At 38.1% G+C, this 7491-nt stretch carries 10 protein-coding genes; 1 reads left to right on the top strand and 9 read right to left on the bottom strand.

The window, feature by feature from the left end:
- Positions 1 to 47 precede the first annotated feature (47 nt).
- The 8 genes from B4J23_RS08580 to B4J23_RS08545 all read right to left on the bottom strand — a co-directional run bounded on the left by B4J23_RS08580 (position 48) and on the right by B4J23_RS08545 (position 4491).
- A complete protein-coding gene (locus tag B4J23_RS08580; protein ID WP_262737581.1) occupies positions 48 to 467 on the bottom strand; it encodes a hypothetical protein in 420 nt (139 codons plus the stop codon).
- A complete protein-coding gene (locus tag B4J23_RS08575) occupies positions 467 to 853 on the bottom strand; it encodes a hypothetical protein (protein WP_291359981.1) in 387 nt (128 codons plus the stop codon). The genes B4J23_RS08580 and B4J23_RS08575 overlap by 1 nt, the downstream gene beginning before the upstream one ends.
- The gene (locus B4J23_RS08570; protein ID WP_291359979.1) at positions 853 to 1095 is read right to left on the bottom strand and encodes a hypothetical protein; all 243 of its coding nucleotides are present in this window, start codon (positions 1093 to 1095) and stop codon (positions 853 to 855) included. Before B4J23_RS08570 ends, B4J23_RS08575 begins: the two co-directional genes overlap by 1 nt.
- Positions 1092 to 1772 (bottom strand): putative quorum-sensing-regulated virulence factor, encoded by a 681-nt coding sequence (locus B4J23_RS08565; RefSeq protein WP_005236638.1) that lies wholly within the window; start codon positions 1770 to 1772, stop codon positions 1092 to 1094. Before B4J23_RS08565 ends, B4J23_RS08570 begins: the two co-directional genes overlap by 4 nt.
- A complete protein-coding gene (locus B4J23_RS08560; protein WP_291359977.1) occupies positions 1769 to 2890 on the bottom strand; it encodes an ATP-binding protein in 1122 nt (373 codons plus the stop codon). The genes B4J23_RS08565 and B4J23_RS08560 overlap by 4 nt, the downstream gene beginning before the upstream one ends.
- Position 2891: 1 nt before the next feature.
- Positions 2892 to 3428, bottom strand: coding sequence for a hypothetical protein (locus tag B4J23_RS08555; protein WP_291359975.1), 537 nt, complete (start codon positions 3426 to 3428; stop codon positions 2892 to 2894).
- Positions 3425 to 3847, bottom strand: coding sequence for a hypothetical protein (locus tag B4J23_RS08550; RefSeq protein WP_291359973.1), 423 nt, complete (start codon positions 3845 to 3847; stop codon positions 3425 to 3427). Before B4J23_RS08550 ends, B4J23_RS08555 begins: the two co-directional genes overlap by 4 nt.
- A gap of 308 nt (positions 3848 to 4155) precedes the next feature.
- Positions 4156 to 4491: a hypothetical protein gene (locus B4J23_RS08545; protein ID WP_291359971.1), complete on the bottom strand. Its 336-nt coding sequence runs from the start codon at positions 4489 to 4491 to the stop codon at positions 4156 to 4158.
- Between the two features lie 172 nt (positions 4492 to 4663).
- Between B4J23_RS08545 and B4J23_RS08540 the strand changes: the two genes are divergently transcribed.
- Positions 4664 to 5701, top strand: coding sequence for a DNA cytosine methyltransferase (locus B4J23_RS08540; protein WP_291359969.1), 1038 nt, complete (start codon positions 4664 to 4666; stop codon positions 5699 to 5701).
- On the opposite strand, the gene B4J23_RS08535 is transcribed toward B4J23_RS08540, so the two are convergent.
- Positions 5693 to 7491, bottom strand: a 1799-nt coding sequence (locus B4J23_RS08535; protein WP_291359967.1) for an ATP-dependent nuclease, incomplete at its 5' end; no start/stop codon positions are given. The genes B4J23_RS08540 and B4J23_RS08535 overlap by 9 nt on opposite strands.

Raw genomic sequence — 7491 nt, 5'->3', positions numbered from 1 at the left:
GCTCATCACACACATAGTTAGCCAATTGAAGTTTGGTTAATTGAATTTCAGTCATTGGCTGGCTCCTGTGCTTCAATCATGGCTTTATAATCACGCCAAAATTCCCACTTTTTAGATTTGACCTGATCCTTATATGATTGCTCCGCAATTTCACTCCAAACCGGATCATTCTCGTGTCTTGGCTTATCGATGCGATCAATCGCCATTTTTTCCGCAATCTGCTCAGGCAACTCTTTCTTAACCAAAACAAACCCTTCCGGCATCGCTTGGGCCTTGGCCTCCTTCCATGCTGACCAGCTAAAAAGAAGGGCTGTGATTAATTTTCCACACTTCTTTTCAATATCAGCAGGAACATCAGTACGTTTGATGTATGCTCCAAATTCAAAAAATGTGTACTGTGCAACATGCTCAAGACGTTTAAAGCATTCAGACTGCTCAAACTCAGCTTTTAATTTTTCAATATCCATCACGCTACCTCATAGAAGCGCTTGGCTTCTTCAAAATTTGATGTAGTAAGTGGTGATGAGCCTTTTTTGTAGCATTCAACAATCTCACCATATTTAAAAACTTTGCATGCTGTTGGTAGGTCAAAGCACTGGTACATCGGCTCTTTAAACCAATCTTCTGTGTAAAACATTAGTTCTTGGTGGTCTTCGGCTGTGCCTTCCCATTCTTGAACCTGAAAGTATTCATCAAATGATTCGATCATGAACTGATTGCCTTCAACCTTAGTCATTGCTCTGTAACGAGCCAAAGCACGTTCAGCAATTTCTTTTGATACGGCAGGTGACTGCTCATGCGGACTATCATCTTCAGGGCAGATTCCTACGCACCACAATTTATTCTTTTCCATCACGCCACCTTCACATCTAAATAATCAGGGTTATCCAGGTGCTCTTCATATTCATGAAATAGCACTTGACATGCCGCATTGCCTGTTAAATCGTTCTTTAAAAACACATAGCTCAGTGCTTTACGTGTGCCTTTGCCTGAAAAAGTAGCGCTACCATCTGCAAGTTCTTTCTTGGAATAACCCAGCTTTTCGAGCCACAGCTTAAAACCAGCTTCATGTTTCTTTTTAATTTTGAAAATCATGCTGCAGCCTCCAGTGCTTTACGTAAATAAGGGTCAATATCAGTGCTCAGCATCCATTTCACATAGTCCTTTGGAACCTCTTTTAATGGAGTACCTTTATGTTTGCCATAAGGCATTACATTTGGAGTGCGTACCTGTTCAGATAGGACATGCAATGAATTCATGTCTTTGATACCCAACTTTAAACAGATGTTTTTCAGGATGATGTATGTGAACCAGATGTCATACTTCGCACTGTGAGCATTACGCAGGTAATTACGTGCTTTTTCCTTGTCTGAGCTCACAAAATAGAACAGGGCGCTCAGGGTGTGAGTTTCCAGTTCTGGCCATGTGAAACGAGCCAGAGCTAAAGTACAGATCGATTTTTCAGGAACATCCGTACCACATTTACGGATCGCCTCAATGTCGTAATTGATGTTATGGCCAATCAAGCAATCCACATCTTCAGGTAAGTGGAAAGTATCAAAGCTTGGCTTGCCCTCGATGTCAGCTTCCAGGATGTGATGCACTGCCATTGCACCGTAAGCGATTGGCTCAGGACATGAGTAGAACTCATCAAATATCTGGCTTTGATCAAACCCCAAGTTACCTTGCTCAAAAGAGCAAGGTGCGTATGCGATTTCAATAGGGAAACCATTAATCGTATGAGTTTCCGTGTCCAAAATTATTGCTTTCATGCGTTAATAGTTTCCTTTGCCAATTTTTCAATTTCTTGTTGTACAGCCGCCAGTTTGCTGGCTTCGATTTGGTTAAGTGCATCAATACCGAGATGCTCACATACGGTTTTGGCATCAAGGCCGCGCTCATCAATGAAGGCTTGGAGGTCAGCCAGTTGCTGATCATTAATGCCAAAGAACTCGACAGGATCTACCCATGCATTACGCTGCATATCAAAGGTGCACTTCATTTCGTCAGCTCTGGTCTTAAGAGCAACACGCATATTTTTGTAATACGTATGGTTCTTATCGATAGACTCAGTAAGTTGGTTTAGATCGCTGGCATACTGAGCCTCAGCACAGCTCTGGATCCAGTTATCTAAATCTTCCTGAGCCTTCATTGATGCAAGCTGTTCAGGTGTCATAGTGTTGATGTGGTCTTTAGCCTGTTTGATCAGGTCAGCCAGGAAAGACGGATTCGCTTTTAAGTCTGGAACCCACACTTCACCAGTTTCACCACCTAAACCACCTGCATTTTTGGCATGGTGAGTAGGGCAAGGTCTAAAGCTAATCACGCGTTCATGCTTGCCTTCACCCGTTTGCACAGTGGTCAGGTAACCCATCACATCTGCAATGCGGTACAGCTCATTACGGTTCTTACCCCCAAGATCTGGTCGGTAAATTACTTGGTCACCGTTCTGATCTTCTGATGCATGGGCAATGAACACGACGTCTTTACCTGAAGCAATTAGCGTATTCACGTATTGCTTGAAGATGTTATTGGCCAAGCCTTGGGCTTTAAGTTTTAAAGAGCCATCTTTCTGCTTATTTGTGCTGTTTAGCAATAGGTGAGTCTTAATGCTTTCAAGCATCGCACCAACGGTATCAATCACAATCGTTTTAAATGGTTTCAGATCCTGCATAGTCAGGTTAGCCACATCAGCCCATTGATTGACCTGAACCACAGCACCGCGACGCAGTTCACCGGTACGGTGAGAGCCTTTATCGAAATCGAATGAAATTGCTTTCTCACCGGTGAAGCCAATTGATGTTTTACCCAAGCCCGGATCTGCGTACAGATAAACGATAATGGCTTGAACCAGTAGCGGTTGATCCGCTGGAATAATATTAATCGGCATCTCAACGTACTCCTAGCTGACGGTTTTTGCGTTTAAAGTTCTTATAGTCCTCAGACCCAAAGAAGCCGGTACTTTCTAAAACTTGATGTCGTTTATTTTTGCGCATGGCGACTCGCGCATTTTCCAAACCATCTAGAATCCACTGTGGAGCTGTGGACTTATCCATTTTCTTCAGCGAACCGTCAGGCTGGATGGAGTAGATCAACGTATTGCAGAAATAGTCAGCAATAGTTCCTGAGCTTTTGACACGTAAAGCGAAGTAGCTCACCCGGTTTTTACCAACCCTGTAAATCTCAAGTCCTTCAAACGTCTTGATGTATTCAGAGAAGTAACGATGGGTTGAGCCAAACTCTACTGGCATTGGAATGACAGGTAGTTCATCTGCTTTGAATTGCAGGAAACCAGTGTAAAGATCAGCAAAATTAACTTGTGCTTGGTCATTAAGCGGGGACCAATCATCAGAGCCATATTCACACCAGTAAACCAGCTGGCCATTCAAAAGTGCTTCAAATATTTGATCGGCAGATTTAAGAATCATGACTGCACCTCCACCAGACGGTGTTTCATGATATAACCAGCGATCATTGCGTTGATTTCGCGGTGATCCTGATAATCAGTGAAGTCGTTATATGGATTGCCATTGGCATCGAATACCTTGATTTCACCAAGTTCTATTACTTCTACATTGGTGAACTCGGAACCTGGTACACCGTAATCGTCTGGATGTGCTGCAACTTCAAACGAAGTGATTTCCAAACGAAAGCCATCTAGATTAAGGGTTGCTTCACCGCGTACGTCATCAAGCATCTTTAAAGATACGATGCCGTATTCAGATTGAATATTTTGAGCTGGAGCTGCTTGGCTAGTGCCAAAGTCAGCATGCCAACCAAACGCTAATGCGCTTACAGTTAAGGCAGTAGCAACAAGAGTTACCTTGAAGCTATTGTGTGGAGTCAATTTTGCATTCATAATAATTTCACTCACAGGTTGGTTGTGGGTCACGCTCCAGGTAGTTGTCGTAGGCTACGCTGGGGCTTTTCTTTGTTTGTGAGATAAAATATACCTGTGGGGTAAAACAAAGTAAATACCTATTAGGTAAAATTTATAAAATTATTTTTTACTCTTGAGGTAAAATAAGTTTTAATAGACAAAAGAAAACCCACCGCTGGGGTGGGTTAGTAGTGCTTTACTTTGTTATTACAGGCCTTGCCATGGTTGGCCTTGAACCTAATGTAGTAGGGCGATATTTCAGTAGGAAGAAACGTCTAACATTGGATATTGCTTGTCTGCTTGTAGTGATCTAGAACTAGATCCATGTCAGCCAAGAGCACTGTCTCACTGTATTCACCTGGTGATAGCTTCAACAAGTTAGGCATATAGTTTTTTTGATACTCGCGCGGGTAGTCTCTGCATAAAATTTTAATCCGTACATCTTGTGTGGTGAACTCTGAATCTAACTTTTCCAGATATTTGCTAAGAATATTATCTGAGTTCTCAAAAGCTGTAGCGGTGGCAATTGGATCTACACCTTCATCTGGTTGCTTCTGGCAGCCGGTAAAAGCCAAAGATAAGAGTAGGGTGGTAAGTGTGATGTATTTCATAGTTATAGTTTTATTGTTATTGGACTTTGAATTATATGTCAAAAAAAGTTAAAGGAAATCTGCCATTATGATTATTAATAGATTTATGAACGATATCATTCATTCGTAATGTACATTAGTATATATATGATTTAACATTAAGATTTTGAAAAAACGTTTTTTAGAGGTTCGGATGGAAGTTAAGTCATTGACAGCAATAGATTTGTTCTGTGGGGCTGGTGGCTTGACGGAAGGATTAAAGCAGGCTGGCTTTAATGTAATTGCAGGCGTTGAGATTAATTCAATTGCTGCTGAAACATATAAACTAAATCATCCAGAAGTTAAATGCTTTGAAAATGACATTTGTTTGCTTTCAGCTACTGAACTAATGGATAGTTTAAATCTTAAAAAGGGGGAGTTAGATCTACTTGCAGGTTGTCCTCCATGTCAAGGGTTTTCTACTTTAAGAACTAGAAAAAAGGTACTTGCACATTCTGATGATAGAAATGAATTAATCTTTGAATATTTAAGATTGGTGGAAGAGTTACTACCAAAAAGTATTATGTTAGAGAATCCACCTGCATTAGCTAAAGACCATAGGATGTTTGATTTTTTAGAACATATAAAAAAATTAGGATATCTTGTTACAGATAATAGTGTACAAGTTGAGGATGCTTCTGATTATGGTGTTCCTCAACGTAGAAAGCGAATGATTCTAAAAGTTTCTCGGATAGGTGATATACCCAAAGTATCTAAAGTTGAGAAAAAAGTTACTCTTCGTGAATACTTTATGCTACATAAATTAAAACCTGTAGGAGAATCAGGAGATCCTTTACACGACTATAATCAGAAAAGATCTGAAAAAGTTTTAGAGATAATTAAAGCAATTCCTAAAGATGGGGGTAGTAGAAAGGAGTTACCTGACCACTTAGTATTAGAATGTCATAAAAATCGTCAAGGACAATTTGGTGATGTGTATGGGCGTATGAAGTGGGACGATGTAGCCCCAACTATTACAGGTGGGTGTACTTCCCCTTCAAAAGGAAGGTTTTTACATCCTGAAGAAGATAGATGTATTACTCTTAGGGAAGCTGCATTACTACAAACGTTTCCTTTAGAATATAAATTTCCATTAGTTAGCCAAACTTCTATTGCTCTAATGATAGGGAATGCACTCCCTCCAGAGTTAATACGAAGACATGCTTTAGCATTAAAATCTATTTTAAGTTAGAATTTTAGTAAGTACAGTTCTCTTAATTTCAAGTAAATCTGGATCAGCTTTTGGAATAGTTTTTAATTGCATTCTTTGTATTGTGAGTATTTCATTGCTTTGACATGATCCAATTTTCAATTTCGTTAAGGTAGAAAACTTTTTCTTGTATGATAAAGAAGAATCAATTTTAGCTTTCTCAGGGTCTGTTGCTTTTTCCCAGATGATGCTTTCAGGGTTGCCATCTGTGGGTAAAAAGAGGACGAACTTCTGTAACCATTTTAATATTTTAATATAAATAGGAAGTTTTTGTTCAAAAGTTTGATTACTATCAAAGGGGATTGTTAATTCACCTTTACAAAAACCTTTTAAAATTGAAGGTAATTGTAAAAGTTCTTTTTTTGATAAAGAATCTATATCTGGTAAGGATTCTGTCTTTTGGTCACCATCTAAATAAATATATACATTTGTCCTTCCTTCAAGTGCACAAGGTATACCAAAATGATTTAAAAGCTCAAAAGCTCCCCCATTAAAAAATTTAATATCTAGCTGAGATTTTTGTGCCTCATTAAGATCTTCAATAGAATGTTCAATTAGATGAGAAGCAAGAATATCTTCGACCATTATTGTTTTCTTATGAGGTAAAGGTTCTCCAATATAATGAAAAGCTTCTTCAGCTGTACATTCTTGCTTATTAATTTCAACCATATTAGTTAAAGGATTTAAATAAAGGACTTTAATTGCTTGAGATGGTAAATGTCGAACCATAGTAGGTGAGTGGGTTGCTATAACAATTTGTATTTTTTTCAATTTTGTTTGTTCTAAGAGGAAATTGATCAAGCGTTCCTGTGCACCAGGATGTAATGAAACTTCTGGTTCATCTAATAAAACTAAACTATTTTGATCACACTTTAAAATTTCATATACTATTTTAATAACAGCAAATTCTCCACTACCTGCGAATGCTTCACTATAATCAAGATTATTTTTTTTGATCTTACATGTATAACCTTCACAGTTAAAAAAAGTATGAAGAACCATAATTATTTTTTGATATTTACATCCTAAGATATTAGAAATAGCTTCTAGTGCGCTATCATCTAATTCAGTATTTTCAATTACACGCTCCTTCATATCAAAAATATAAGAATTTAAGGAATTTTCTATTACATTACTAAGGGGGCGTGATCTTCTTCTTATCGCTTCTTTCCTAGAGTTTTGATCCTTTTTATAAGGATGAGCATCACCATAATAGAAGAATTTATCAAAAGCACTAATAGAATCACGGAATGTTAAATATACAGGCTTTTTATTAGCAATCTTAGGCCAGCGTGTATTAATGCCCCAGAATCTCTTTTCTGTTGGATCTGTTGGTAATCTTCTCATTCCTAGGGAGGTTACTGGTCTTGCTGTTTCCCAGTAATCAGGATCATTTTCACGATAATATTTTGCAATTAATACTTGGGCCTCAATAACTTTTTTATTCTTTTTAAAATCATAGCCATAAATAAAAGAAGGGACAGGTTTCTCAGGAATAGCATCAATATGTGTAGAAAACCATCTTTTGCTTAAAATATGATCGGGACAGCACGACTCTAATGCTTTAAGAATAGAACTCTTGTTTGTGCCATTTCCTCCAACTAAAACCGTTAATGGAAAATCGAAATTTATCAAAGTTGAGGGAGTGAGATTTTTAAAATTAGGAAAAACTATATACTTAATGTAATTATTAAATTTGTTATTAGAATACATTTGCTCAATAGCCAATATATTAGATGTGATAGAATTACTCATTAAATCGATTGAATTTC

The sequence above is a fragment of the Acinetobacter sp. UBA3025 genome (genome assembly GCF_002367915.1).
GTDB lineage: Bacteria > Pseudomonadota > Gammaproteobacteria > Pseudomonadales > Moraxellaceae > Acinetobacter.
Note: the sequence above shows the minus strand (reverse complement) of the source record. Positions and strands in the feature narration are given on the sequence as shown.